Annotated in this window: 29 protein-coding genes; all 29 read right to left on the reverse strand. The window is 33.2% G+C overall.

The genetic code is table 11. The features are described 5' to 3' along the window. Positions 1 to 80: 80 nt before the first annotated feature. Positions 81 to 1367 carry a flexirubin biosynthesis putative acyl-CoA ligase FlxY gene (gene flxY / locus LNQ49_RS12645; RefSeq protein ID WP_229989254.1) on the reverse strand — a complete coding sequence of 429 codons (1287 nt, stop codon included), beginning with the start codon at positions 1365 to 1367 and terminating at the stop codon, positions 81 to 83. Continuing rightward, positions 1364 to 3034: a C45 family autoproteolytic acyltransferase/hydrolase gene (locus LNQ49_RS12650; protein ID WP_229989255.1), complete on the reverse strand. Its 1671-nt coding sequence runs from the start codon at positions 3032 to 3034 to the stop codon at positions 1364 to 1366. Before LNQ49_RS12650 ends, flxY begins: the two co-directional genes overlap by 4 nt. An 8-nt stretch (positions 3035 to 3042) precedes the next feature. Next, a complete protein-coding gene (locus LNQ49_RS12655; protein ID WP_229989256.1) occupies positions 3043 to 4560 on the reverse strand; it encodes a phytoene desaturase family protein in 1518 nt (505 codons plus the stop codon). A gap of 1 nt (position 4561) precedes the next feature. After that, complete coding sequence (locus tag LNQ49_RS12660) at positions 4562 to 8245, reverse strand: MMPL family transporter (protein ID WP_229989257.1); 3684 nt, start codon at positions 8243 to 8245, stop codon at positions 4562 to 4564. A 2-nt stretch (positions 8246 to 8247) separates the two neighbouring features. Then, on the reverse strand, positions 8248 to 9429 hold the full coding sequence (locus tag LNQ49_RS12665; protein WP_229989259.1) for a DUF2062 domain-containing protein: 1182 nt from the start codon (positions 9427 to 9429) through the stop codon (positions 8248 to 8250). Positions 9430 to 9447: 18 nt separating this feature from the next. Further along, positions 9448 to 9933 carry a hypothetical protein gene (locus LNQ49_RS12670; RefSeq protein ID WP_229989261.1) on the reverse strand — a complete coding sequence of 162 codons (486 nt, stop codon included), beginning with the start codon at positions 9931 to 9933 and terminating at the stop codon, positions 9448 to 9450. Positions 9934 to 9935: 2 nt separating this feature from the next. Further along, positions 9936 to 10307: an ApeI family dehydratase gene (locus LNQ49_RS12675; protein ID WP_229989263.1), complete on the reverse strand. Its 372-nt coding sequence runs from the start codon at positions 10305 to 10307 to the stop codon at positions 9936 to 9938. Positions 10308 to 10485: 178 nt separating this feature from the next. Beyond that, a complete protein-coding gene (locus LNQ49_RS12680) occupies positions 10486 to 11334 on the reverse strand; it encodes a DNA adenine methylase (protein ID WP_229989264.1) in 849 nt (282 codons plus the stop codon). A gap of 190 nt (positions 11335 to 11524) precedes the next feature. Next, the gene (locus tag LNQ49_RS12685) at positions 11525 to 12103 is read right to left on the reverse strand and encodes a hypothetical protein (protein WP_229989265.1); all 579 of its coding nucleotides are present in this window, start codon (positions 12101 to 12103) and stop codon (positions 11525 to 11527) included. Positions 12104 to 12107: 4 nt separating this feature from the next. Further along, positions 12108 to 12614 carry a glycoside hydrolase family 73 protein gene (locus LNQ49_RS12690; protein ID WP_229989266.1) on the reverse strand — a complete coding sequence of 169 codons (507 nt, stop codon included), beginning with the start codon at positions 12612 to 12614 and terminating at the stop codon, positions 12108 to 12110. 20 nt (positions 12615 to 12634) lie between these two features. Further along, positions 12635 to 13006 (reverse strand): hypothetical protein, encoded by a 372-nt coding sequence (locus tag LNQ49_RS12695; protein ID WP_229989267.1) that lies wholly within the window; start codon positions 13004 to 13006, stop codon positions 12635 to 12637. Further along, positions 13006 to 13359 carry a hypothetical protein gene (locus LNQ49_RS12700; protein ID WP_229989268.1) on the reverse strand — a complete coding sequence of 118 codons (354 nt, stop codon included), beginning with the start codon at positions 13357 to 13359 and terminating at the stop codon, positions 13006 to 13008. The genes LNQ49_RS12695 and LNQ49_RS12700 overlap by 1 nt, the downstream gene beginning before the upstream one ends. A 13-nt stretch (positions 13360 to 13372) precedes the next feature. Continuing rightward, positions 13373 to 14467, reverse strand: a complete 1095-nt coding sequence (locus tag LNQ49_RS12705) for a hypothetical protein (protein ID WP_229989270.1) — start codon at positions 14465 to 14467, stop codon at positions 13373 to 13375. Beyond that, complete coding sequence (locus LNQ49_RS12710) at positions 14467 to 15447, reverse strand: hypothetical protein (RefSeq protein ID WP_229989272.1); 981 nt, start codon at positions 15445 to 15447, stop codon at positions 14467 to 14469. The genes LNQ49_RS12705 and LNQ49_RS12710 overlap by 1 nt, the downstream gene beginning before the upstream one ends. Before the next feature lies 1 nt (position 15448). Next, a complete protein-coding gene (locus LNQ49_RS12715; protein WP_229989273.1) occupies positions 15449 to 16240 on the reverse strand; it encodes a hypothetical protein in 792 nt (263 codons plus the stop codon). After that, on the reverse strand, positions 16233 to 16718 hold the full coding sequence (locus tag LNQ49_RS12720) for a hypothetical protein (protein WP_229989274.1): 486 nt from the start codon (positions 16716 to 16718) through the stop codon (positions 16233 to 16235). The genes LNQ49_RS12715 and LNQ49_RS12720 overlap by 8 nt, the downstream gene beginning before the upstream one ends. Then, positions 16708 to 17553, reverse strand: coding sequence for a nucleotidyltransferase (locus LNQ49_RS12725; protein ID WP_229989275.1), 846 nt, complete (start codon positions 17551 to 17553; stop codon positions 16708 to 16710). The genes LNQ49_RS12720 and LNQ49_RS12725 overlap by 11 nt, the downstream gene beginning before the upstream one ends. Positions 17554 to 17555: 2 nt before the next feature. Further along, entirely contained in the window at positions 17556 to 17858 is a 303-nt protein-coding gene (locus LNQ49_RS12730; RefSeq protein WP_229989276.1) for a hypothetical protein, read from the reverse strand. Then, positions 17833 to 18381, reverse strand: a complete 549-nt coding sequence (locus LNQ49_RS12735) for a phage holin family protein (protein WP_229989277.1) — start codon at positions 18379 to 18381, stop codon at positions 17833 to 17835. Before LNQ49_RS12735 ends, LNQ49_RS12730 begins: the two co-directional genes overlap by 26 nt. Next, positions 18378 to 18665 carry an oxidase gene (locus tag LNQ49_RS12740; RefSeq protein ID WP_229989278.1) on the reverse strand — a complete coding sequence of 96 codons (288 nt, stop codon included), beginning with the start codon at positions 18663 to 18665 and terminating at the stop codon, positions 18378 to 18380. Before LNQ49_RS12740 ends, LNQ49_RS12735 begins: the two co-directional genes overlap by 4 nt. Before the next feature lie 2 nt (positions 18666 to 18667). Then, on the reverse strand, positions 18668 to 18883 hold the full coding sequence (locus LNQ49_RS12745; protein ID WP_229989280.1) for a hypothetical protein: 216 nt from the start codon (positions 18881 to 18883) through the stop codon (positions 18668 to 18670). Beyond that, complete coding sequence (locus LNQ49_RS12750) at positions 18883 to 19413, reverse strand: hypothetical protein (protein WP_229989281.1); 531 nt, start codon at positions 19411 to 19413, stop codon at positions 18883 to 18885. The genes LNQ49_RS12745 and LNQ49_RS12750 overlap by 1 nt, the downstream gene beginning before the upstream one ends. Beyond that, complete coding sequence (locus tag LNQ49_RS12755; protein WP_229989282.1) at positions 19410 to 20417, reverse strand: hypothetical protein; 1008 nt, start codon at positions 20415 to 20417, stop codon at positions 19410 to 19412. Before LNQ49_RS12755 ends, LNQ49_RS12750 begins: the two co-directional genes overlap by 4 nt. Then, positions 20417 to 21067, reverse strand: coding sequence for a DUF6046 domain-containing protein (locus LNQ49_RS12760; protein WP_229989283.1), 651 nt, complete (start codon positions 21065 to 21067; stop codon positions 20417 to 20419). Before LNQ49_RS12760 ends, LNQ49_RS12755 begins: the two co-directional genes overlap by 1 nt. Positions 21068 to 21251: 184 nt before the next feature. Further along, a complete protein-coding gene (locus LNQ49_RS12765; protein WP_229989284.1) occupies positions 21252 to 21578 on the reverse strand; it encodes a hypothetical protein in 327 nt (108 codons plus the stop codon). An 85-nt stretch (positions 21579 to 21663) separates the two neighbouring features. After that, positions 21664 to 22083: a hypothetical protein gene (locus tag LNQ49_RS12770; protein WP_229989285.1), complete on the reverse strand. Its 420-nt coding sequence runs from the start codon at positions 22081 to 22083 to the stop codon at positions 21664 to 21666. Further along, entirely contained in the window at positions 22083 to 23330 is a 1248-nt protein-coding gene (locus LNQ49_RS12775) for a DUF2586 family protein (protein WP_229989286.1), read from the reverse strand. Before LNQ49_RS12775 ends, LNQ49_RS12770 begins: the two co-directional genes overlap by 1 nt. A 20-nt stretch (positions 23331 to 23350) precedes the next feature. Further along, a complete protein-coding gene (locus LNQ49_RS12780; protein WP_229989287.1) occupies positions 23351 to 23749 on the reverse strand; it encodes a hypothetical protein in 399 nt (132 codons plus the stop codon). A gap of 12 nt (positions 23750 to 23761) precedes the next feature. Next, on the reverse strand, positions 23762 to 24847 hold the full coding sequence (locus LNQ49_RS12785; RefSeq protein WP_229989289.1) for a hypothetical protein: 1086 nt from the start codon (positions 24845 to 24847) through the stop codon (positions 23762 to 23764). Between the last annotated feature and the right edge of the window lie 56 nt (positions 24848 to 24903).

Consider the following 24903-nt stretch of genomic DNA (forward strand, 5'->3'; position numbering starts at 1 on the left):
AGAGAAGTAAAGGTTCAAAGGTTTTTGACACCAAAATGTAAATCTTTGTATATCTGTACTTTTGCTGTTTTGTATCGAAATTAACGATTATCAAAAAAACGAATTGGTTTACGGCTCATCGGATTAAAAACTAATGGATTTAGTATTTCTTTTGAAGTAAACTCTATTTTTGGAGTTACTCTTAATTTGGCTCTAAAGTGATCTTTGATTTCAGACAATAATTCATCAGATTGATTTTTCACTGCAATTTTAATCAGGATTTCGTCGGTCCCTAAATCATTGGTGAATATTTCGATAATATGATTTTCGATAGCATCAAAATCGCTTAAAACATCATTCATTGCAGGTGGATAAAGAGTTGTCCCTTTATATTTTATCATTTGTTTTTTGCGTCCAATCACTGGCCCAACACGTAATGTGTTTCTTCCACAAGCGCAAGGAGTGTCATGTAACTGAACAATATCACCAGTTTTAAAACGTAGTAGAGGCATGGCTTCGATACCCAAAGTAGTAAACGTTAGTTCTCCAGCTTCACCATTTTTAACGGGGTTATTATCTTCATCAAGAACTTCTACAATGATTAGTTCGGGATGATGATGTCCTCCATTTTCATGTTCGCACTCAGTAAATGCGGTGCTCATTTCGGTAGAAGCGTAAGTTGAAAATAGCTTTATATCCCATTTTTCAGTGATCTTTTTGGACAAAATATTCATTGAAAAATCCTGGTTTCTAAGTGGTTCTCCAATACAGATTGCACCTTTTATGCTCGAATTATTATAATCGATATTATGGTTTTCGGCGTACTCAATCAGTTTTAATAAAAAGGAAGGAACTGTTATTAAATAAGAAGGATTGTATTTTAAGATGGAATCCCATTGCAGTTCAGGTATTCCTGCACCAACACGAATTACACCAACTTTTAATTTTCGTAATCCTAAAAAGTAAGCTAATCCAGCCATGAATTTACGATCAATTGTGGTCATAAGCTGTACAATATCGCCTTCTTTAATCCCTGCACAATCAAAAGAAATAGCTTCATTATAAGCCAATCTATCTAAATCAGCATCGGTTAAGCCAAAAGTCACAGGATCTCCTAAAGTTCCTGAAGTAGATGCAAAATCGATAACTTTAGTAATGGGTACACACAAGAAGTCATCGTTATTGTTCTGAAGATCTTCTTTGGTGGTAACAGGTAAAAGTTGAAGATCTTCTAATGTTTTAATAGCAGAAATATCAATCTTTTTATTTTCAAAAAGAGCTTTGTAAAAAGGAGATTTCTGACTTATATAAGTCAAAAGTTCAGTTAATTTTTGTTCTTGAAAAATTTTAATTTCTTCTAAAGAACCTTTTTCTATTTCTGGAATCATTTTAACTTGCTTTTGATTTTTTTAATATATTTTTCAACTTTCTGTTTTTCAGGAAGTGTTGTGATCTCTTTTGTTAATGCTTTTTCAAAGTGGCTTTGTGCTAAAGCATATTCTTTTTTCTGATAAAAATAGAATCCAACTTTGTAATAGACTACCCAGTAATCTGGATTTAAAGATTGATATTCCTGAATAAATTCAGCAGAAATTTTATCTTTATTCCTTAGGTATGAGTCGATTTTTTGATCTTCAGTTCTGAATTTTTGATAATTTTTAAATTCGGTTGTAGATAAAAAAGAATCTTTGGCTATATTCAATTGACTTTGTGACAAAGATACAATTGTATCAGTTTGTTCCCGATTTTTAAATATTTTATTCAAGTCATAACAAACAAATTCGCCTAGTTGATATGGATTGGAAGAAACCCAAACTAATTTTTCTTCAGGTTTAAAAATTATACCGTGATGAGCCATTAATTGATTTAAGGATTTTTCGTTGCCATAACCAAGTTTTATGTTTCTTAAACCATCTCTGTTTCTAAGTATTTCGGCAGCTTTCTTAGGATTGATTTTTGGAGTTTCTCCAAAAAGTTCTTGCATTCTGTCATATCGGTATTTTGAATGACTGTTAAGAATTTGTTTTTTATTTCGTTTATCATCTTTTAAAGCATCACTTTGAAAGTGATTTGAACAGATAAGCTGGTTGTTATTTGGTACTTCATAAACTCCAAATTTGTGTGGAGAAACTTCGATTAAAACTGCTTTATTGTCGCTGGCACTTCCCACCATAATTGATTCTGAAACAAATACGGTTGCTTTTTTTGCAATAGCAATTGCTTCATCAATGTTGGCTGCATATTGTAAAATTTCACGAGTAAGAATAGAAATCGGAGTTTTTGCAATTAGCGGAATTTTTGATTTTCCAGCATTGATTGTTACAGTTATTCCTTCTTGATTCATTCCCGAAACTGCTCCAATCATTCCTGGCCAAGTTACCATCATAAACGGATGCCCTGTTTTTGGTTTTATAAAGGCTACGATTTTGTCTTTTGCGAAAGCATCATTTACATAAAAATCGAAATTACGTCCGAGGATTAAATTTCCATTCTCAGATTTTTCATCCCAAGCAGCAAATGAGGAGCAACCTACTAAAGCTAAATCTTGTAATGCATGGCCAATGTCATGTGCTGCATGTAAATATAAATTGCGTAAATACTGTGATGCGATTGCATCATAATCATGAGATGTGTATTGAGAAACACCGTAAATTTCAGTTTGATATTCTTCAGGAACGTTGAGATATAATTTTCTGTTGTACCATTTTAAAAAATTACGAAGCATATTTTGCTTAAACTTTGAAGGCACTAAATCTTTAATTTTAGAGAAGAAGATGCGTTCTTGTTTCTTTAAAAGAGAATCTGTTAGTGCTCCAGAATTAAGACCAATCTGGTAAGCATCTCCTTCGAGATATAGTTCCCAAAGACCTTGTTTGTTTTTTAAGAAGGTATTATTTCCAGATGAGAATACCGAATCGGATTGTTTTTTTACAACGGGTAAAATAGTATCATAATTTGCTATATCAGGCTGATGATGCATTGATTTTGACGTGCCACATGAAAGAAACACCAACAAAAAACCAATTAGGAAGACAATCTGAATTTGCTTTTTCATAATCAAAATTATTCAGAGGCTTGATTGATTTTGTTTACTAAATATTCTTTTCCAACTATTTCAGAGCAGGTAACAACGGCTCCAATAGTTACTCCTAATACGCCATGCATGTTAATACTTTGTCCTGTTAAATACAAATTATTTAGTTTGGTTTTTGAAGCAATAAATGATTTCATGGGATTATTAGAATCTTTTATATAGCCATACATATTTCCGTTATGACCGCCAATATAATCACGATAAGAGAGTGGAGTAGAAGTATGAATGGATTGAATACAATCTTTTATTCCAGGGAATTTTATTTCAATTTCGTTTAAAAACGTAGTTGCTTTTCGGGTTTTGAATTCCTCATAACTTTCTCCACGATCATTTTTTTCTGCAGTCGTATTAAATGTATCTGCCCACGGTAATAGGTCGTCGAATTTCATATAGGTAATAAAAGTCATACCATCTGCCCATTCTTCCTCTTTCTTGGATGCATTCATCGAAGCCATGTATGCTTTTGGCCATGTATTTTCGTCGTATTCATGCGCAGTCCAGACTTCATTACTATTTTTAAAGTGATAATAGTTATGATTGATGTATTTGAATGTGTTTGGTTTAAAAACGATATATAAACTAAATGCCGAAATGACTCCTTCGAGACTCTGAATGCGACTGTAAAATGATTTTCTGAAGTTTTCTTCACCAACCATTTTCAATGTAGTTTTGGGTTCAATATTGGAAATAAAATAAGTTGCAGAAACTTCAGTTCCATCTTTCATTGTAACGGAAGTAATATTGTTATTTTCGGTATTAAAACGAACTACTTCTTTGTATTTGTAAACTTCTCCACCATGTTTTTTTAGTTGCTTGATGAGTTGCTTTGTAATTTGACTTCCACCATTTATGCATCTCCAAGAGCTCTGAATATATGAGTTTACAGATAATGCATGTACATAAAAAGGAGATTTATCTTCAATACCAGCATATAAAAAATTAGAACCGGCAAGCACAGCTCTTAATTGTTTATTATCAGTTATCTCATCAATGGTTTGTTTGGCGTTAAGAGTCAAGATATCACTATCGTATTTTCCTTCCCAACGCAAATTGTATAAAGGGAACGAGTCACAGGTAGCTATTACTTTTTTACAATAATTCTCTATTGCTTCTTTTTCTTCAGGAAAGTGTTTCAATAATTGGTTGACGAAATTTTCATATCCTTGAGCATGAGGATATTCTTTGTTTTCATCTTCAAAGGAAATGATATCAAAACCATCTTCGTCCATTTTTTTTAATTTCAAATCATCTATAATTCCTAGATATTTGAAATATTTATACAAATTTTGTCCTTCGCTCAATCCTCCAATGTAGTGGATTCCTGTGTCAAAGATGGTTTTGTCTCGTACAAATGTTTGGAGATTTCCACCAAACTGGTTGTTTTTTTCGAGTACACAAACACTATATCCTTCTTTGGCAAGAATAATAGCCGAAACTAGACCGCCTAAACCGCTTCCTACGATAACAATATCATAACGTTCTTTCATGCTATTCATTCTTTAAGACTATAATTTTGTCTTCTTCATTTGTACAAGTATAGCCAAAATTAAGAAATGTGTCCTTTAAACTCGCGCTATTTATTAAAATAAAGCAAGATGTTAATGGAATAATTTTTTCAATAATAGAGTTATGACTATCATCCGAAATTAGAACTACATCATATCTTTTTTGCAGGACAGATTCAAGATTTTCTAAATAATGGATGGCTCTTTTTTTAACGATGTAATTTGTTTTTGCAACAGCATGTTTTTCTTCGTCTGTTGTATAGGAATCAATTTTTCGCTGTGGTTCTTGTAATGCTAATAGTAAATCTAGTTGACCATAATCATTACTTAAATGTAAGACTCTAGCTTCAGGATTTATGTGCTTGTTTAATAGATAATAGGTTTCTAAATTGGTATTTAGATTCTTTTTTACGCTGTTTATTATTTCTAATTCTTTGTAATCAAAACTATTGATAATCATTTTTTTGAAATAATCGGGGCCTTCATTTTTTTCACGTATTTTCTTGAATTCTGATTTAAAGAACGTACTTATTTGTTTTGTTTTTTCGGTATAATTTTTTCCAAAAGAAAGGTTTTCGGGAGTAATTCGATCAAGAATAGAAACAGTTATTGCACCGTCATATATAATGAAATCTCCTTTTGGTAATACTTCTGAAGTACCATGAATTACAATTGGAATAATGTCTAGATTAAAATGTTCCGCCAGATAAAATGCTCCTTTATGGAATCGTTTTATTTGATTGCTTTCAGATCGTGTTCCTTCTGGGAATACCATTAATGAATAGCCTTCTTCTATTTTTTGTCGTAAATGTTCAATGCCTCCTTCTAGTCCTTCAGAAACGGGATAAAAACCTGCTTTCCTTACTGTAGCTCCAAAAACAGGAGAATTGTAAACCCAATCACTTACTAGATAAATGATTTTTGGGCTCAACATTCCAACAGCAAGAATGTCTAAAAATGAGGAATGGTTGGAGATGAGTACAGCTGGTTTTTCAAATGTCTCATTATGAATATTAACTACTTTTTTGACTACAAAAGGATTAGTATACAAAACGGATTTCATGAATTTTGAAATGAAATAACGGAATCCTTTTATTTTTGTCTTTTCTTTTAATGGTAGTATTTTCATAATTGTCAAGCTGAAAATGGACATTAAAATGCCACCTAAGCCATAATATAAAAACGAGGTAACTCCTTGGATAAAAGAACGAAGTTGAAAAGGAGCCTTTCCATTTTTTGGACGGTTGGATAAGAACAGTTTGAATAAAATGGGATAAAAAATAAATGTAATTATCAAGGCTGCAAATACTCCAATTAGTGAAATCGAAGAAATCGATTGTAATGCAGGGTGTTTGGCAAATATCAATGCACCAATTCCTAGAATGGTTGTTATTACAGCAAGGATGATAGAGGTTCTATAGATTGCGATTTCGTTCTTTCCGGTTGTATATTCTTTTTGTAATGCACTTGTCATGAAAATACTAAAATCGACTCCATGTCCGAAAATCAGCGTACATACAATCATGCTGAAAATGTTCAATTCGATGTTAAAAAGTCCCATGATTCCGGCAGTTACAATTCCGGTTAATGCAATTGGAATACAACTTATGATAACCAGTTCGATTCTTCTGAAAAAGAAAAAGAGAATAAGAATTACTGCAACAAATGAATAATTTACAAGTAAATTGAAGTCGCTGTTAAGTGTACTAAAAAAGGTTTCATTCATTTGTTGGCGGTCAATTGCCAGTAAATTGTCATGGGATGAAGTTGATTTTACAAAGTGATCACGTTGTTGAGGCGTAACTTTTACTAATGTTGAGATGGTGAAAAAGCCATTTTTCTCACTAATAAATTCTTGTAATTGTAAGGCACTTATTTTTAAATAATCTTGATAGGAAACGGGTTTAAAGGTTGCATCGAGATGATCAAAAAATGGGGTATAGGCTGAAGATTTAAATCCAAGCTTGGTCCCTTCTGTAATTAATTGGGATTTTAAATGTTGCTTTTTATTGGAATCCCAAAATAAATTCCATTTGTCTATTTTTTGCTTTTGCTCTTTTTGCGAAAGCATAATTCCTCCTACTGAGCTATAATTTAGTATTTTGTTTTGCTGTTTTTCTTTTGCGAGAGTATTGAAAAGATGACTGTTTTTTTGTAAAACGTCTTCCATACTATTTCCATAAGATGCGAGATAAATAGTTTTAGAAGTTAAACTAGTGGTGCTTTCTTCAAGTTTTTTTTCGGCAGCCTTAATTTCTTTTGGAACGAAATTTAGCTGTGATAAATCATTATTAAAACCAACATCATTGTAGGTAAAACAACAAATGATTGTAATTAGGACACAAAAACCAATTAAGAATTTATTGTTATGAAATGAAAAATGAGCAAGTCTATCAATTACATTTTTCTTATGATCAAAATTATTTTCTTTTGGTTTGTATAGATGTGGAACGATTAAGAGTGAGAAAAATGCTGAGGACATTACAATTACCGCTGCAAAAATACCTAAGTCATTTAACGCATCTGATTTTACAAAAAGTAAACATAAAAATGCAACAGCAGTTGTTGAACTACTCATTATTACGGGCATGGTTATGTCTTTGTATAGCGTTTTTACATCACTGTTGTGTTTGTAGTGGGTAAGAATATGAATGGAGTAATCTATTGTAATTCCCAAAAGAATGGAACCGATTCCTAGTGAGATTGCAGAGATCCTTTCTTTTACAAAATATAAAAAGGCAACTGCAAACAGAGCTCCAAATACAGTAGGTAGAAAAATGATTAGCGGAATAAATACTTTTCGATAAAATAAAATCAAAATAAGCATAAGGGTAATCATTGCAATAGTTGTAGTAAGTACAATATCACTTTTTATTTGGTTTGCATTTGCTACAGCGATGAGTGCTGAACCAAAATAACTTACGGAAGTTTTTGTTTTAAATTGCTCGTTTAGATTGTCTTTTATGGTATTGAGCTTTGCTACAAAAATGGAGTTTTTTTCTGTTTCGCTAGGAGGCAGATTAGAAGTAATGAATAGAAGTAATTTCTTTTTGTCCTTAGTCATTACAAAACCATTATCTAGAGTAAAATCATCACCTACATTTAATTGTTGTAGTTTTTTTAAGGCTATAAATGAAATCCCTAATGGATCTTGTAATATAAAATCTTTGGTAATGAATCCTGATGGCGAAATTATTGATTTGTAATTTCCTTGTACAGTTGCAGCAATACTGTCTTGTTGCAATTTGGATTGAATGGTTGCATAATCTTTATCATCTAGAAAAAGAGGAACGTTGTTGTAAACAAAATCAATTGTTTCTTGAATGTTTTCTTCGTCTATTTTTCCTTGTACAGCGGTTATGTATGGTTTACAAGTTTTGGCAATACTATCGGTAAAAACAGCTGCCATCTCTTTTAAGTCTTCATCTGTTCCTCCTTTTTCGAGTTGAAAAATTACGGTAATCTTGTCTGCAAAGTTAAGTTGTTTCAGTACTTTGGCAGTAACATCAGTTTTGTCATTGGTTGGAATAAGTTTGGTAATATCTTCTTCAAATTTAATTTGTGAAGCAAAGAATCCAAATATTAAAAGCACTGCGATTGCCAAAAAAACCGATAATGATTTTCTTCGATTTACAAATAAATGTATGGCGTAGAAATAATGATGCATGCTTATTTTTTATTTTTTGATGTATTGAATAATGTTAAAATCAAGTACGATGTTAATCCGAATAATAATGCCATTAAGGTTGCTAAAATAAGACTTCCAACGACATATTGTGTTATGTTTTTTGAAACGTCAGAAAGAACCATTGACTCATTTTGTGACAAAGAAGTATCGCTAGATATAAAAAGGCTTCCCATTTTTAAAGACCCATATATTACTAATGGAATAAAAGGAGGTAAACTAACATTTGAAGCTAGAAAAGCAATGACTTTATTGAGTTTGAATAATGTGGCAAAGAAAAGAAGCAATACCGTTTGAAATCCCCAAAATGGTGAAATCCCGATAAATACACCTAATGCAATTGCAGCTGATTTTTTTAAATTGGACTCATCACTTTCTAGGATATCCTCTAGAAGGAATTTCTTAAGTCCTTTTTTTTTTATTTTTCGAATCAAATCTCTTGGTTTGATATAGACAAGAGCAATAATAACTAATACAGTATTTAAAATACTGATTCGAGTAAAATCCTTGAACGGACGAAAATGCGATACCCTCTCAAGTGGATCGTATAAAACTTTAACTGGAATGTTTTTAACTGGAATTCCTTTCCATGCTGAACGCACAATTACCTCGATTTCAAATTCAAATTTAGGCGTATAATATCTTTCAGGGATTAGTTGTAACGGATACAATCGAAATCCAGATTGGGTGTCTTCTAGGCGTATTCCTGTTTCAAACCAAAACCAGAAGTTTGAAAACTTATTTCCAAAACTACTTTTTTTAGGCACATTTTCCTGTGTCATATTGCGGCTTCCAATAAGTAAAGTATTGGGTTCATTTTGGATGAAATGAATAAACGAAGGAATATCTGATGCAAAATGCTGTCCATCAGAATCTATTGTTATTGCATATTCGTAGTTTAAAGCAATCGCTTTGTCAAAGCCATTTTGTAATGCAATTCCCTTTCCTTGATTTTCGAGATGGTGAATCTGAATAAGGTTTGGGAAATTTTCCAAAATTTCACGTGTTCTATCCGTAGATCCATCATTGACTACAATAATATCGTTGGTGTAGGTCAAAATTGAATTAAGTACTTTCTCCAACGTTTTGTGATTGTTGTAAGTGGGTACAATAACACAAAAATTAGTTTGAGTAAGTTGTTCTTCTTGGGATAAAATAGGTTTCATTTTGTGGTTTTTCTTTAACTACTTTATCGTTTGTTTTTCTGCTGTAGAGAAACTTTTAGATTGTAAGATAAAGTTTTTTAAGTATTCTTTTAGCGCAGTATTCTGATCATCGTAATGTGCTAGAATATACTTTTTATCTTCTTTAATATTTTTTTTATAACCTGTAATTCCGGGAACATTTTCCTGAATACTTAATCGAATCATTCTAATTTCTATCGAATTAGGTTCTTTTGTAATAGTACCTTCTAATAATTGAGCTCCTTCTTTAAAGCGACTCATTTTTGCAGATAATTTTTTCTCATACTTAGAATCTAATATGATGGAAGCAGCTTTGTAGGCTACCAAAATATTTTCGTCGGTATTAGCTATCGCTACAAGTTTTGAATTAAAATCTTTAGCACTAGTTTCAGAATTTGAAGCTGTTGGATATATTTTTCTGATAGTAGGAAGATCTGGTGTACTCATTAAACCTACTAATAAAATCAATGATATAACTAGTTTCATAATTAAGCTTTTTTATAAACATTGCTCAATTTTAAAGCAACTGTTTCGTTAAAATAAGTCGTGTTTTTTACTTTTACTAAACCATCTTCGGTTGTGGTAATATCTAATTCTAAGCGTAACTCAGGTGTAACTTCAGGATTAATCAACGCCATGAATTTTACATTACTCAACGTTTGCATCAGTAAGCTACTTTTAGTAATTGTTTCCGAAAGTTCTTTTATAATCTGAATCATGCATACTCCTGGCATAATAGGATTATCTGGAAAATGACCTTTAAAAACATCGTGTTTATCATTTATTAAAATGACAGCATCGTATTTAGAATCACTTGTGTTTTCTAATGAAAGTATTTTATAAAAGTCTTTTAAAACCATAGTTGTATTTTTATTTTCCGAAAGTGTATGTTGCTCCTATCTGATAAACTAAATTAGTACTATTATAATCGGCAAAACCAAATATGCAAAAATCGCAAACGGGTTTAGCTCCAAAAATACAAAAAGACAGCCATTAAATTGATGACTGTCTTCATTTAGTTTAAACGAGGTTTAAAACCTATTTAAATTCATAGTTTACCTTGTGTAGCAAAATATCAGTAAAGCTTGAATTATAATTCATTTGATTTTGCGTCGTGCTCGTTGTAGAACCTTCGAAAGGATTATACAGAGCGGGCTTATTAGCCATCCACTCACACAGTTCAATTATATTTGACTTACCTGACGTAAAGTACAGATAATTAGTGCCGTTCAATACATCAAGAACATCGAGATAGTCTTTTAGTTTCCAATAGTTTTTGTATGTTCCCACTTCGGTACTTAAATAAGGTGGATCAACCAAGAAAATAACATTATTCGTAGTCTTGTACTTTTGAAACAATACTTTATAGTCAACACTTTCAACTATTAAGCCTTTTAAATAGTCAGTTGTGTAATAATCTGTAGTCCTTATACAATTATATAACGTCTCTTTTTCGAGTTCGCTATATGACTGTACATACTTCATACTAAACAAAACACTACTCGACAATGTAATATAATCAACGTAACCAGTGGCTTTTTCTTCCTGAAGTACTCTTTTTAGGATTAACTCTCTTTCAACCGACGGTATGCGCTTGTCTTTTAAACAATTCGCAACAATTAATCGTAAATCTCTCAATAGGGCATTTGTATAATCCACGTTATTTAAACGCAATCGATAATTATCATAGTCATTGTAAATTACCGTTGAATTAGGGTAATATTGCTTAATTGTATGCGATAACAATCCTGAACCTCCAAATAGATCAACATAGGTAGCGTCATTTGGGCAGTTATCTAAAACAGTTAGAACTTGTTTTAAAAATCGTCTCTTTTGCCCCATAAAAGGTATTGGTGCAGTAGTAAATTTTCTTGTTTTTTGTTTCATTTTTGATTGATTTTGAACATTTATTCATGTTCGTTTTTTGATTGATGATTTTGATTGTATATTTGCAGCTCCTAGGATAATTTAAAACATGACAAAAAGCCACAGCAAGAAGACTTTCCAGTCCTCCAACGCTGTGGCTTTTGCTATAAAATAAATTACCCTAGGAAGTATTTATGTTGGAGGGCTTTTTTTATCCCTCATTTTTACCAAACATTTTTTTAAATATATCAGGTAATTTTATTTTTTTGCTAATCCAATTAAGGACAATTAGCACTATTATTATAAGAAATAACCATAAGTAGAAGCCAAATTGAAAGCCTTTTACATCAGCTTTTTTGTTTTTATTTAGGGTCTTTTTCTTGGTTTCCTTTTTATACCCAACGTCAACTTCAATTCTTGTCTTTTCAGACTTAATCTCATCTTTTTTCTCTGATTGGTTATACTGTTTAGAATCAGTTTGTTTATTGATTTCTCCACCTTCTAAATAAATCTCTTCTTTTAGTTTACCATCGACAAAATGTTTGTAGTGAAATGGTTTTCGATTACCGGAACTATCAATATCTGATATACTCGAAAGCTTTAAATTGTCGTTAAATTCCCATTGACGTTTTTGATAATCTAAATGTAAATCGAGCGATTCTTTAAATACCGAATCGAAATATCTTGAAGCTGATTCCTTTTCGGTTATAAATTCCTTTTCAGTTGTAACCGTCTTAGTTTTACAACTAAACAAGAACATGAATAACACAAAGTATTTTAATGTTTTCATAATATTATTTTACAAATTTAGTGATTGATTTTGCTACAGCTTTTAATGTATTAGCGTAGTTAGGGTCAGTGGCATAACCGGCTTTTGCAATCTCTTCAAAAAATCTATTGTGGTCATGTTTTACTTTTAAAGCTTCACTGTAACGTTTGTTTTTAAAAAAAAACGATGCATGATCTGCAAAACAATCTTCCGGAGTTTCATATTTTCTGAAGTAATCTTTAACCTTGTATTTAAACATTTTACGACCGTTTTTCAAAACTACCTCCTTAGAAATAATTTCAGGGAATTTTAGATCAGCCTTGGAGCTGTATTCGGTTGTCGTTAGTAATTGCTCATTTCCGTTTATTCCGTCGGTGTCTTTTACTCCAAAAAACATGTTTCCAGGTGCAACATCGCCCCAAGCAGATTCAAGTGCTGCCTGTGTTAATATTGCTACTGCAGATATTCCATTTTTGGCCTCAACCCTCTTAGCATGTGGAAGGTATTTAATAACGAATAATTCAGGTTTCATATACTTTTTGTTTTTATTTATTATACTAAACTATCAATGCTAATTAAACAATGATCAGTTTCTATTTTGTCCAGGATAAACACAATAAATCTTCCTGTTTTGGTTAACGTTTCATCACGTTGATTTTTTCCTAATACACTAGAAATTGTTTCCTTTCGTTTGCCAAATTCATAACCTCCTTTCTTAATTAGTAATAGATTAAACAAGTCTTTACAAATAACGTTTCCCGAAGTATCAACGCTTGTAGCTATAGTTAATAATTGTGCATCTAAACGTTTAAAGGAAAACTTCCAACGACGTTTATAAAGATTGACTGCAAACGTAAAAAACAAGCCGACTGGGAATAGTAATGATGCCAGAACTACAGATATAAATGCTAAAAAAGTCCCCATTATATTTCTTCTGATAAAACCCAATTTACTGGCAACGAACCGTACACTGGATGAGTTTGTGTTTCGAGCAAAAGAGCATGCTTTACTTTTGCAAATTCAAGTTCTTTCTTATTTAGATTCTGATAGCTGTAAAGACTTTCTAAATAATCGTTAAGGCTAACAATTTTATCCCATGAATATAGAACTGACTTTTCATTAATATATTCACGTATATTGTTATTAATTGCGTAATCCTTTGCTACATAAGTAATGCCCTCATCATTTACTTTCCAATCTGTAACAATGATCTCAATAATTGCTTTTTTTTCTCCATTACGAGCATCGTATAATAATGGAATTGTTGATACTATCATTTTATTTTATTTTTTACCATGTTTTCCTTCCTGCTAAATTCTCTGAAACGTCAATTATTTCATAAAGCTGTATCATCTCACCATCGGTTAGCCCTTGGTGAATAAATGAAAGCTGAATTCTTTGATTTGATATACCAAAAGGCGCATTATTTATATTTAAAGTCCCTATAAATATTGGAATATTAGGGAGCCTACCTCCGCTATTGCCTGTTGCAACATTTCGCCCAGTCACAAAAACTGAAGTTACCGCCGTGGATTGTCTCGAAATCGAATAGATGCCACGGGATTGGTCGACACCGGCTTCATATAACAATGTCCAGTTTGCTGAACCTCCACGCTGATAAGGCGCACCAAGATTTCTCTTAACAAAAATTGCCGATTCTTGTGAGCTTGAAACCCACGAGCCAATTTCAACAGTATCAATAGTAGGAGGTGCGTTATTTGTTCCACAAACAATAGTAAGTCCATTGTTAACAGTACTTTGATGAACAGAAGGAACAAACTTAGTGTCTGCATACGCATTACTTCCGTTTAATTGATAACCTAAACTGCTGTAAACACCACTTCCAAAAAATACTAATCTGAATGCTGCATCAGAATCAACAGGGTTTTTTATATTGTATTTATGATTATCTGCCGTAGTTCCTTTAAATAAATATCCTGCTTGTATTTTGTTCCAAAGCCCCTTATTAATAAGCTGATAAATTATCTGTTCTGTTGAGCTAATATCTTCGAGAGCACTAATACCTGAAGCGCTGATATAGTTACTCGATTCTGTTGTGCTTGCATAACTTAAATAGTTTATGTTAGCAGTAGTAGCATTGACTGAATTACTATTATCCGATACTTTATTAACATTATCTACCACTACAACACTTATATTACTGTAAAGGGTATTCTTATTCAAATTAGTAATAAACTGACCGCTTTTGCTTATTGACTGTTTAAAGACGCCTCCAACGTAGCAATCGTATCTCTTAATGCCATTTTTTGAAACTGGAACTGTAAACAATAATTGAAAGGCTGTATTATAAATTTGTCCTATTGATAAATCAGTAATTCTCTGAGGTCTTTTTATGTATCCAAATATTGTTTTTCTGAGTGCCATTATAATCCATAGATTGAAATCTTATTAACGTCTCCTTTTCGCTGAACAACAGTAAAAATGCTATTCTGTGGAATTGCACCGCCAGTATAGCCACCATACCAAACCTTTGGTGATGTTATTGCTGTGTTAAGTGTTACTGATGGATCGACAATACCATCGAATTTAAAACCATCTCGTAAACCACTTGCGGGAAACGTCTGCGTTGTAGTTGCTGTAAAGGTTACTATTTTACCATGCCACGAATCGTCAATTAATCCCGATGTTCCAATAAATATTTGATTATCGATGTCTTGTTTTCCTGTAATGTCCTGATTAACCTGAGCACCTGCTTGTATGCCTGATAACTTTGTAATTTCAGCAGCGGTTATCAAACGATCACCAGCAACTTTATCTACTTTGTTAGTCCCTAAAGCATCAATTAGTGTTTTTAAACTTTTACCCATTTCAGCGGTTAAAGCTTTGGTAACACCTCCTGTTGTCAGATCATTCACTAAAATAGTTTCTAACGAAACCCGAATGTTTTCGATCGCATCTACCAACTCCTGAACAGAATCTAAATCGACATTATCAGAACTCAGAAGTACGTTAATTGCATTAATTTGCGACTGCAATAGTTTTCCCTGTTCTGCCGTTAGTAGACTCTCTATCCCACCAGTGACTAAATCATTAACAACGTTCAAATAACCAATCACTAATTTGCCTAAGTCATTTAGTGGAGCATAACCGTTTGACACTCCTTTGTTTGCTTTATCTTCCTTGACTAAAAATAATTCAGCATGTGCGTTTATATCTATTTTATGTGCGTCGAACTGATTTTTTTCTGCTTTTGCATTTAAAGTTGTTGTAAGATTAGAAATAGCACTTTGAGGTATTGTTTCTTCTTTATGCCAAAAACTTGTCCATGAAGCCCAAAATTGCGCCTGTGTCGGTTTTTTTCCAGTTAAGAACCAGTTTAAAATTGTGTTTATGTTTGTTGCCATCTTATCCTATATATTCAATAAAAATTACTACTCGATATGGGTTCAATAGTGAAAATGAATTCCCTCCTCCAAAAGGTTTAATGAGTTGTCCCGGTTCAAAATCTGCCGTACCTGTATCACCTACAGTTAATCCAGTCGACCCGCCAAAACTTCCGCCTTTTTTAATTAAACTTCCATTTATTGGTGATATAATAGGTAGTTCCGTTTCCAACAGTGTTTTCGTTTTACTTCCTCCAATTTTACCAACTGTATTGAATTCAGTTTGTGAGTTGTCCAGACCAACCGGCATCCTTCCACGCCAGTCTACAACTTCCTGCCATCCTGTAGGAATTTGATTTGCGGGTTTATTCCATAACATCATTCCTCCCCCGGCTTGAAACACTGCTGCCTTTTTTTCTAAAATTGCCATTCTTGACATAAGGGAAATAATTGGATCAATCTTTTTGAAGTTTGACCATAGCCATGAAGTTTCGGCCGTTCCAAATGTTGCATAACGTTTCGTATGAACCGTTTTTACAGTACCGTTTTCAAAAGTTCGGTCTATATTTTCTTCAATTATGATTACTGTTGAACCCACAGCAGCTACAGCTTCACGAAATTCTAAAAGTTCGCCATCAATGAAAACAAAACCATTCTGAACATTCGAGCCCACAGGTTCACACCCACTAATAATTGTTAAATTACCCGCCAAGTTTCCAAAAGACTGCATGGTCAAGTATGAGGTTTCAAGTTCTTGAAGTCGTTCTGTTTTTAAGGGAAAACCACCTGTTTGATTAAAATTAGTTTTATTCATCTATGAAAATATTGTAGCGTTTACCGCCTGCTTTATAAAATTTAACATGTGCGTGTAACGCATAGATTTGTGTTTTGTAGATTAATTCCGGTACAAACACAATGAAATCCAAGCCTGTATCAGCTGTCTCAGATTCAGTTCGCAAATGGATTGTTTCCCCTTCAGTTTCGGTATTGGCAAACCTATCCTGTTGTTCAGCTTGAGTATAGATGTAAAAGGTTTCATAAAACTGTCCATCACCTATATAAATTCGCCTTTCAATTGGGTCAAATTTGTCGTTTAAAGAACCTTCTAAAGAGCAAACCTGCCCAGTATGTTCAAGTTTGTAAATGTTCTCAATACGCCAATTATTCCATTTGTAATACAAATCATTAATTGGTTGGAGTAGTACTTTTAAAAATGATATTGAATTAACTTCACGCCACTTAATTGGTAAGTTTTGCACTCCAAATTTGTTCCAACTGATATCAAACCACATAAGCTATATTATCATATGTTACTATTTTGAAATAACCACTCTCAGCTACCTTTGCTATAAATATTGGTTGTGGAATTCCATAACCACCTAATTCGGGATTTATCCATGCACTTTCAGCACTTAATAATGTTGCATCCAAAACACCGGGTACTAATTGTATTTTATCAATCAAGGCAGAAAGCTGTAGCTCACCATTAAATTTGAGTTCTTTCATAAACTCTTTTAAAGCTTCATTAACCGGGTAGTTACCATTTAATTTGCTCATTCCATTGTCCGTTAACACCAACGCATCACGTTTTATTTGCAAATTCAAATACAAATGATCAGCTTTATAATTTATAATAGTGATGTCTGTACCGGCAATTTTTATCCTTTTAAAATAATTTTCGATTGCTTCTACTTGAGTAAAATCTTCAAAATCTGAAAGCTCACCATTTACTTCGCCTGCAATTTTTATGATTACTCTACTACTGTCTTCAGCTTCATTAATTGCTGAATATTTAATTATTTTTGAAGCTTCAATTTCCTCTTCTGTAGCATCACCATTTATGAAATAATCTTTGTCCTGGACTAAAGTAAAACCATACTGAAAACGTAAAGCCATTGTTCTGTACCACGGTAGTGTACCGTGTTTTTCATTTGCAAATCTTTCATCTACTTCTTTTGTGTGAGTATCAAAAAAACTTTCATGGATAGAAATTGCCGAAGCAATAATGAATGTAAACAATCTAAATATGGCATAAATACTGTTCGATGTTAAATAAGTAGACAACACTTCATTTGAAGCGATATCCATTAACATTCCGTTATGTATTTGCGTAGTAGTTCTAGCCATTATTATTGTACTATAAAATTGTTTTCAATTATCCAAAATCCGATTCCTGAATTACCTTCAGTCAATGAAATATGTTCTTGTGTTAAAGCCGTTGCAGGTTCTATTTTATTTGATATGAAATAATTAATCACTTCCTGAGTTCCATAATCTTTTGCAGGTATTCGAATAGGTTGTCCAGGATATAAATCATCTGTAATACTTATATTGTTCAGAATTGCTATTTCTGCAACTGCTTCTGCAGTCCCACAATGTCTAATGGCAACATCTAATAAGTTTTGATTATTCAAGGCTATTATCTGTGTCATCTAATTCAAATTGTTTATAAAACCTTTTATTAATTATCCTGATAAGAGTTTTAGCATATCTGACCCCTAAACTGTCTAAATTTTCTAAGAGACTAACCAGCAATTGCCAAATAATACCCAGTAAAACAGCCCAATACAACCATGAAAAAGGGTCAAGTTCTAATTCCATTATTTTAATAAAATCAGAGTTTTTCGCAAAAGTGTTGAGGATATAAATCGGAACTAAATATGTTGCTATTTTTAAAATCATTCTTCCAAACTTTCGGCTTTCATGCCGTTCACCTCTTTTTAAAGAAGCTTGGACGCCCGTGTACCATTCGGAAACCAACAAGACAACGTATGCGATTAAAAACAAATGATTGAAACCAAATAAAAAACTAACCGCAGAGAATATAAAAGCCAAGATTAGATCGATTTTAATTATAGATGTCGAAGTATAAATGAAGCCAAATGCACTTTTTAAGAAGTCATCTAATGACATAAAACCAAATCCTTTAAAAAAATAATTTATTATTCTCATCATATTTCAATGTTTAAATTTTCAATTCCATTACTGGTATCAATTGTTGCATTGGTGTAACCATCATAGTTTAACTGAATCTTTAAATCACGTTTAAACTCATCTGCAGTAATTGTTTTTTTGATATAGTTGATTGCTCCAAAACCGGCTAAAGGAAATTCTTTTAATTCTCCTGGTTGCAAGTCTAAAATATCTTCAACATGTTGTTGATCACTATGGCCAATTGCAAAATCGCCCTTAGCAAATGACAAATAGCCGTTTTCGTCTCTCAATATATCTTGTCTCATTATTAGGTTATTGCTCCGGTTCCGGTTCCGGTATGATTCGTAGCTGTTCCGGTTGTAGTAACAGTTACGGAAACAGTACCAGATGTTATGTAATTTTTTACAGCCAAAACTAATTTATCCGCATATATAACTTTTGCAGTTTCATAGTCAGTAGCTTCCATCATTTCATCCTGAAGTGCTATAATTTCTTCTTTAAATTCGTTATCGTTTAATGCCATTAGCTTAGTAATTGATCGGTTTTTGTCATTAAATCTGCAAATACCAATTTATCTGCAGCTGAAAATTTCCCAGGGCCTGAAGGTGTCAAAATTGTAGCTTTGTTCAATTGTTCAAAACCATCGTTTAAAATCGATTTAAGATTAATGTTTCCGCTTTTGATTGCGAACTTTCCTGACTTCATTTCGAATAACATTTCACCAATTTTAATTGTAACATTTCCTCCTTTAAATTCGAATAACTGATCACTAAATTTAATGATCACTTTTTCAATCTCTGAAACTCCTAAAACAAAGGCATTATCTTCTTTTTCTAATCGTCCGATAACGACCTTAGAACCTATCTTTGGATAGACAGTATACTGACTTTCTAAATTTTCAATTATGGCATTAAGTCTAACATCTTCGTAATTATCAACCGTACAAGTGTCATTTTCTACACTTTTAACCGTACCAACTATTAGTGTAAATTTGCCTTTATTCTTATTTGAGACACTTACAACTTGCCTAAAAAGCTCATCAAATTCACTCATAGCCTGTAACTTAAATTATTCGTTCTTTTAATACCTTCAGAACCGTTAACATCAATGGTAACACTTTCAATAAAGTATCTTCCATCCTGATGCCTGTCTTTGTAAAATGGTCTGTACAATTGTGCAGCATGTCCGGGTTTGGTTCTAGGAACACACCAACTGTCTAAAGAACCTTCAAAGCCACTATAAGAAACGCTAGTTTGTTGCTTATTAGCCCACAATTGAAGTTCTGATGTTGTCATATTTGGCCATAGCTTCATATTCTTTTCGTCACCTCCCTTTTCTCCGACTGAAACTTTTAAAACGCTTCCGTTTGCTTGTTTACTTTCAACGGTTAGAAAGATTGGTTTACTTTCCTTTTGCTCAAATTTCAAACTACTTCCACGTCTTACATTTTCACTAAAATTGAACTTATGTACTTGTTCAGCTTTAAAGTCAACGATCATTCCAACACATAATGTTGTAGGATTTTTAAAGTAGGCTCTGATTCCTGCTTTATCCCTAAGCTCTTCCAAAACATTGTAAGGAGTCGCATCTTCGATTAACCATTTACCAATGCTGTAATCTGCATTACATTCAATGGAATATTTAGAGGGTAATACAGCTTTAAGGATATCAATCAATTTCCCGGACTTTATGAACTTGGTTATTCTTGGAGCTTTCTTCATCTGAAACATTTCGTCTTCGCACTCTAAAAGCAAAGGCATTTCAGCGCCTATTTTTGTTACGTAACCTTCAAACTCATTTTCAAGATTACCGTCATAACCAAATTCTATTTTCACTGCATCGCCACGTTTCATAAAATCTAAAATGGATTTACCGGAAATATTGACCGTTTTCCCCATTTCATCTACTGCAGTACGAAATTCGCGTGGTAACTCGATTTTAGCAGTATTAGTAAGAACTTGAACACTCGATTCAATACGAATAGATTGACATACTTTAAATTCTAAATTATCAGCAATTGTTATTTTTAAACTGATATTGTGATAGAGATAATTCATTAACTATTCGGTTTCAAAAGCGTAAAATTTACGGCCTTTATTGAACTTGCATTTATTGTAAATTGTATTGTGTCCTGGTAACCTTCTACACCTGTAAAATTGATTGATCGGAAATACAAACTATCAATGTCTTTTTCTTCAAATTGTTTACCAATGACTTTAACAACTCCATTGTTTATCCAGTTCTGATTTAAGCGCCGTATTTCATCACTTGGATAAATTCTGTTTTCTAAATCAATCAGCAACCCATTAATGTTGATATCCCAAGGTTTAGTCCCCCAACGTTCAACTACTATAGGGTCATCGTCATTTACTTCAGTCTCAATTAATGACTTTTCCTGTGAAAATGACATTAATAGTGGAGGCGCAAATAAACTACCTCTATCACCGTGCAAAACTGCTGAAAACTCTAATGGATCTAAGTTTGGAATTACCATTTTCACATATTCAACATTCGACTCCTGAAGCGGGAAAGTTTGAAAAGAATAATCCTGGTCTTGGCGTTTTTCAACAAATACCTTTTCAATTGCTTTTCCTGCTGCCATCATTCCGAAAGCTGCTCCATAACGTGCCACCAAATCAATAGTGATGTTTTTAGTAAAAGCAGTGACATCGTTAAATACGTGTTTGTATGCGTCCGTTACTGCCATTACAATGCGTGTTTTGGGGCAACAATGCCCTTATCAATTAAATATTTTACTTGAGCATATTTCTCTGACCAAACCGTATCAGACAACTGTTCCGGGAATGGGATATGAAGAATATGACTAATTAGTGCATCAATTTTGAAAACAATATCCTTATCAGTATCTTCTATCAATCCCGTACAGTCGTCTAGTACTTTTTTATCTTGTTCTCTCTAATAGGAATCATTTCAGCCAATGCACTTACACACGTTAAGAATAAAGCATCATCTGCCAGTACAGTCTCTTTATCTGTAAGCAAACAGTTCTTAACAAGGATATCTTGAGCTTTGGCAGGATTGACATTTTGATACTTCAGATATTGTCCCATTGTTCTACGATCAGGAACACAGACAACAACTTCTAATATTTCGTTACCATCATCATCCAGTGGTAAATCAACACGTCTTAATTTATCTGCTCCGCCAACTTTATCAATTGTTTCTTGACTTACTGTCTTTTTTTCTGTTTTTGCCATTATATTGTTTGTTTAAAATTGATTTAAGAAAAGCCCTCCCTTATGAGAGGGCTTAATGAAAAATGAAATGAAAATGAATTGGTAATTATGCTGCTACGTTCAAATCTACCTTAAGAGCGAACATTGTGTATTCTTTTTTAAGCCCCATTTCGCCAGTAACTTCACGGCCTTCGTTTTGAAATTTGACTAAAAGTCTATCTGTAACGATGATGTTGTATTCATTTGTGAAAGTGATAATAACATCAAATGGTTGAATATTTAAGATGCTTCCTCCTTTAGCAGCTAATTCTAGCGGAACAATATCATGCATCATTAAACCAATGGAGGCACTAGGTGTTTTTTTTCCCTGACTCCAACTGGAAGGATCATTACCAAGTCCATAGTTCAACTGATGTTCTTGTTCGTTTCCATAAGTTGCTGATGTTACCTCAATAGGAACGCCACTTATAAATACTTCAACATCGGCACTATCATAGGCTTTACCGTTTCTTGTGATTGTAGCCATTATTGTTTTGCTTTAAGGTTAATAGTTCCGTTCAAAAATCCAAGTACACCAGTAGGTTGTATATCAAAAGAAACCTTAAGCTCTTTTGCAACCAACAGATCACTATCAGGGTCAACTGTTGTTTTTCCGGCAGATATTTCTACAGCATTTCGCATATCTGTAAAAATATTATCTCCAATTGTCTCTAAACTAACACGGACGCCTGTAGGTAATTTACCTGCAGCATTTACCGGGTATGTTTTTTTAACTTTAGGCAGGTAAGCGGTTCTTAACTGTCTTGAACAGTCGTCCATAACACGACCGTAAGCAATTGTGTGCTCATTCATGTTGCCTTCAGCATCTATTTTAATAGGTGCGCAAACGTGGTCGTTATTGATACGGATTCCTGCTAGACCAGGATAAGTAACCCCAAATACGTAGCCTTTATCTTCAAAAGTTTGCAATTCTGCATACACTTCTTTATTGGTTTTGTGGTTAGACAATCCCGGAACCATCCATGCTAACTTTGTACTATCCATTAAATTGAAAGCCTCATTGTCGCCAATATTTTGATTGATAGCAGTAGCAGCACAAACTCCTAAAATTGTTCCTACGTCAGCGAATTTCTTTGCATCACCTGTTTTGGTTTCTGCATATTGCCAATCCTGACCAATAACCAATGTTACTTTTGTAGCTTCTACATTTTCAATGTCTCTTAAATCCGGTACAACTGAAGCAAGTCCATTAAGATTGTAACCTTCTACGAAAATGTGAGTAGGCATAAATTGATCATAAGCCCATTCTGCAGTTCCTTGAGCTAACGGAATACTTCCAAACACATCAGGAGCTAAACCGTCAACGTGTACAATTGGCCCTGCAATTGGATTTAAAGCGATGGCCAATTGGCGAACTTTATAATCTGAATCAATCAATAAACGTTTTAATTTATCGCCTGCAGTATCTTGAGCAATGGTCTTTAAAGTCTCCGTTTGAGAAACTGCCATAAAGTTTAACGGAATTCCTTCACCTGCCATCCGATAAAATTCACGTACATGTCGATATACGTTTACGTTATTTGTTTGATCAAATTCAGCGGTTATTCCATTTTGCTCAGCATCATACAAACCATAAAATGTAACAGTTTTCTTGAATGCGAGAGCAGGAATTACTGGTGACCCTATAATGATAGCCGATACACGTCTATCATTATTTTGTCTATTGGCACCAACTTTGCCTTTTTTTATTTTTACAGCATCTAAATCAGCCATTGTTTAAATTGGTTTTAAATTTATTTTTGATTGTCGGTGTCTTTGTTTCCGTTTCCTGTAACTGCAGAAGTAGTTCCAGCCGTAAGTTGATTTACTTTCCAACCATAAACCGATTTAACCGATTTACGCTCATCATTTTCAAACTCCTTTATATCTTCCAATGAAGTAGCTGCTTTTATTTTAGTAATAGTATCATTAGCGTTTAACTCTTTTTTTTCAGAAGTCGAAGCTTCGATTATTACCTTTTCTTCAGGACGTTCGAACTTGGTTAGTTTTTCATCTTTTTTAAGACTTAACCTTCCTGTATTTTCAGAAGTGAAAAATTCCTGATTTGGGTTTTCAACGTTAGCCCAAAGTATTTGATGTGTTGTGGAAGCAAACAGCTTTGCAGCTGCTTGCTTAAAAGTTTCTATACTCATAATAAATTCAAATTATACAGTTGTTGTTACTAAAGCACCAATTGCACGTGCTTTTTTAGGACTTACTAAGTATCTGTGATTGTAATTAAGAGCCGTAAATCTTGTTTGAGTATTTGGCTCATCGTAGTACATTTGTGTAGCACCTTCAGCTTTGAACATATCCGGAGCATAAAACGCTACTGATGCTACGTTATGAGTTGCAGGATTAAAGACAGCACCAAAACTTACTTTAGTATTATTAGATGCCAAATAGAAAGGCATATTGTGATACACATACACTTTGAATCCATATAACAAAGATTTTAGTTGTCCTGTACCTACATTAGCATAATCTTGGTAAAAGTTTTTTACTTCTTTCAAAAGACTTGTAACGTGCTTAGAATTCAACACTAAAATACGTTGGCCATCGTCAGGAACTCCTGCATCACTTAAAGCACCTGCTAATGCAATAATATCATCAACAGAACAAACTTTCTTACCTGAAATGGTAGCTCCTGTAGTTCCTAAAACAGGAGTATCGTTTGTATGACCTGATGGAGCTAAAGCGTGAATCGCTTTACCGAATTTCTTCGCCAAAATCGCATTCTTATGCTTTTTATTTGCTACTTCAATCTTATCATAAGTGATAGCATATAATTCGGTAGCTAAAATTTTTGTAGCTACAGTGTCATAAACATCCAATTGGAAGGCAATATCACCATCAGTCAAAGTACTATAACCGATTGGATAAGTAGTATTATTAATTAGCACTTCAGGATCAGCACCAATATCAACTAAATGGATTACTTGATTTTCGCCTCCTACAGAAGATTGTACGTGTCTGGATTCGTCAGGGATTTCATTTAAGAACGAGGCATCAAGTTCCGGCTGAAAGGATTCTACTAATTGGCCAGTCCATATTTCACGATAGACACCTTCCATCGCAATACCTGCAAAAAAGGAAGGAACAAAAAACTGTAAACCAGTGCCACCTAAAAAAATGACAGCTGTTACAATTAAGGGATTAAAGCCTGTAACTGGACTCATAAGCAAGCCTACAACTAATGCTAAAATTAAGTTAGTTATAATGGCTACAATTGATAATTTTCTTTTTTTCATAATAAAAATTTGGTTTTTGTTTAACTACGCCGCCAAGCCTATTGAACAATGATTTT

Source organism: Flavobacterium pisciphilum (assembly GCF_020905345.1).
GTDB classification, from domain to species: Bacteria; Bacteroidota; Bacteroidia; order Flavobacteriales; family Flavobacteriaceae; genus Flavobacterium; species Flavobacterium pisciphilum.

What these genes read in the sequence shown, in the direction of transcription:
- flxY (WP_229989254.1), bottom strand. Translation starts at nt 1,367, where the DNA reads ATGATTCCAGAAATAGAAAAAGGTTCTTTAGAAGAAATTAAAATTTTT.
- LNQ49_RS12650 (WP_229989255.1), bottom strand. Translation starts at nt 3,034, where the DNA reads ATGAAAAAGCAAATTCAGATTGTCTTCCTAATTGGTTTTTTGTTGGTG.
- LNQ49_RS12655 (WP_229989256.1), bottom strand. Translation starts at nt 4,560, where the DNA reads ATGAAAGAACGTTATGATATTGTTATCGTAGGAAGCGGTTTAGGCGGT.
- LNQ49_RS12660 (WP_229989257.1), bottom strand. Translation starts at nt 8,245, where the DNA reads ATGCATCATTATTTCTACGCCATACATTTATTTGTAAATCGAAGAAAA.
- LNQ49_RS12665 (WP_229989259.1), bottom strand. Translation starts at nt 9,429, where the DNA reads ATGAAACCTATTTTATCCCAAGAAGAACAACTTACTCAAACTAATTTT.
- LNQ49_RS12670 (WP_229989261.1), bottom strand. Translation starts at nt 9,933, where the DNA reads ATGAAACTAGTTATATCATTGATTTTATTAGTAGGTTTAATGAGTACA.
- LNQ49_RS12675 (WP_229989263.1), bottom strand. Translation starts at nt 10,307, where the DNA reads ATGGTTTTAAAAGACTTTTATAAAATACTTTCATTAGAAAACACAAGT.
- LNQ49_RS12680 (WP_229989264.1), bottom strand. Translation starts at nt 11,334, where the DNA reads ATGAAACAAAAAACAAGAAAATTTACTACTGCACCAATACCTTTTATG.
- LNQ49_RS12685 (WP_229989265.1), bottom strand. Translation starts at nt 12,103, where the DNA reads ATGAAAACATTAAAATACTTTGTGTTATTCATGTTCTTGTTTAGTTGT.
- LNQ49_RS12690 (WP_229989266.1), bottom strand. Translation starts at nt 12,614, where the DNA reads ATGAAACCTGAATTATTCGTTATTAAATACCTTCCACATGCTAAGAGG.
- LNQ49_RS12695 (WP_229989267.1), bottom strand. Translation starts at nt 13,006, where the DNA reads ATGGGGACTTTTTTAGCATTTATATCTGTAGTTCTGGCATCATTACTA.
- LNQ49_RS12700 (WP_229989268.1), bottom strand. Translation starts at nt 13,359, where the DNA reads ATGATAGTATCAACAATTCCATTATTATACGATGCTCGTAATGGAGAA.
- LNQ49_RS12705 (WP_229989270.1), bottom strand. Translation starts at nt 14,467, where the DNA reads ATGGCACTCAGAAAAACAATATTTGGATACATAAAAAGACCTCAGAGA.
- LNQ49_RS12710 (WP_229989272.1), bottom strand. Translation starts at nt 15,447, where the DNA reads ATGGCAACAAACATAAACACAATTTTAAACTGGTTCTTAACTGGAAAA.
- LNQ49_RS12715 (WP_229989273.1), bottom strand. Translation starts at nt 16,240, where the DNA reads ATGAATAAAACTAATTTTAATCAAACAGGTGGTTTTCCCTTAAAAACA.
- LNQ49_RS12720 (WP_229989274.1), bottom strand. Translation starts at nt 16,718, where the DNA reads ATGTGGTTTGATATCAGTTGGAACAAATTTGGAGTGCAAAACTTACCA.
- LNQ49_RS12725 (WP_229989275.1), bottom strand. Translation starts at nt 17,553, where the DNA reads ATGGCTAGAACTACTACGCAAATACATAACGGAATGTTAATGGATATC.
- LNQ49_RS12730 (WP_229989276.1), bottom strand. Translation starts at nt 17,858, where the DNA reads ATGACACAGATAATAGCCTTGAATAATCAAAACTTATTAGATGTTGCC.
- LNQ49_RS12735 (WP_229989277.1), bottom strand. Translation starts at nt 18,381, where the DNA reads ATGATGAGAATAATAAATTATTTTTTTAAAGGATTTGGTTTTATGTCA.
- LNQ49_RS12740 (WP_229989278.1), bottom strand. Translation starts at nt 18,665, where the DNA reads ATGAGACAAGATATATTGAGAGACGAAAACGGCTATTTGTCATTTGCT.
- LNQ49_RS12745 (WP_229989280.1), bottom strand. Translation starts at nt 18,883, where the DNA reads ATGGCATTAAACGATAACGAATTTAAAGAAGAAATTATAGCACTTCAG.
- LNQ49_RS12750 (WP_229989281.1), bottom strand. Translation starts at nt 19,413, where the DNA reads ATGAGTGAATTTGATGAGCTTTTTAGGCAAGTTGTAAGTGTCTCAAAT.
- LNQ49_RS12755 (WP_229989282.1), bottom strand. Translation starts at nt 20,417, where the DNA reads ATGAATTATCTCTATCACAATATCAGTTTAAAAATAACAATTGCTGAT.
- LNQ49_RS12760 (WP_229989283.1), bottom strand. Translation starts at nt 21,067, where the DNA reads ATGGCAGTAACGGACGCATACAAACACGTATTTAACGATGTCACTGCT.
- LNQ49_RS12765 (WP_229989284.1), bottom strand. Translation starts at nt 21,578, where the DNA reads ATGGCAAAAACAGAAAAAAAGACAGTAAGTCAAGAAACAATTGATAAA.
- LNQ49_RS12770 (WP_229989285.1), bottom strand. Translation starts at nt 22,083, where the DNA reads ATGGCTACAATCACAAGAAACGGTAAAGCCTATGATAGTGCCGATGTT.
- LNQ49_RS12775 (WP_229989286.1), bottom strand. Translation starts at nt 23,330, where the DNA reads ATGGCTGATTTAGATGCTGTAAAAATAAAAAAAGGCAAAGTTGGTGCC.
- LNQ49_RS12780 (WP_229989287.1), bottom strand. Translation starts at nt 23,749, where the DNA reads ATGAGTATAGAAACTTTTAAGCAAGCAGCTGCAAAGCTGTTTGCTTCC.
- LNQ49_RS12785 (WP_229989289.1), bottom strand. Translation starts at nt 24,847, where the DNA reads ATGAAAAAAAGAAAATTATCAATTGTAGCCATTATAACTAACTTAATT.